Origin of the sequence: Streptomyces sp. SID13726 (genome assembly GCF_010548375.1) — a bacterium.
In the GTDB taxonomy this organism is placed as follows: Bacteria; Actinomycetota; Actinomycetes; order Streptomycetales; family Streptomycetaceae; genus Streptomyces.
In genome coordinates, this window is record NZ_JAAGLY010000167.1 from 1 (window position 1) to 599 (window position 599).

1 protein-coding gene is annotated in these 599 nt (G+C 68.3%); it reads right to left on the bottom strand.

What is annotated here, in order from left to right:
• Positions 1–124 precede the first annotated feature (124 nt).
• On the bottom strand, positions 125–599 hold a 475-nt coding region (locus tag G3I78_RS46960), incomplete at its 5' end, for a sugar ABC transporter permease (RefSeq protein ID WP_164436727.1).

Genomic DNA, 599 nt, shown 5'->3' on the forward strand with positions numbered 1-599 from the left:
CGCGGACGGGCGACGCTGTGGGGGGCGCGCGAGCGCAGACGGACGGGCTTGCGCGGCGACGTCCGCGGGGTCGCGCCGGACGCGGCGGGGGCCGCCGGGGTCGAGGGGGTCGTGGCGGTCATCGTCAGGCCTCCTTGCGCATGCCGCGCAGCTGGACGACGTAGGCCACGATCATCGTGAGGACGCCCATGATGATGGCGACGGTCGCCGAGTAGTTGTACTGCTGGCCGGAGAACGACAGCGAGTACGCGTACAGGTTCGGGGTGAAGTACGTCGTGATGGCGTTCGGCGCGAGGCTCTGCAGGATGCTCGGCTCGTTGAAGAGCTGGAACGAGCCGATGATCGAGAAGATCGTGGCGATGACGAGCGAGCCGCGGATCGCGGGGATCTTGACGGCCCGCACGACCTGCCACTGGGACGCGCCGTCGAGCTCGGCCGCCTCGTAGAGCGAGGTGGGCACGACGCGCAGCGCCGAGTAGAAGATGAGCATGTTGTAGCCCACGAACTCCCAGGTCACGATGTTGCCGATCGACAGCAGCACCCAGTCCGGGGACAGCGGGTTCGCGATCGACGTGCCCAGCGCGTCGTTGATGTTCTCG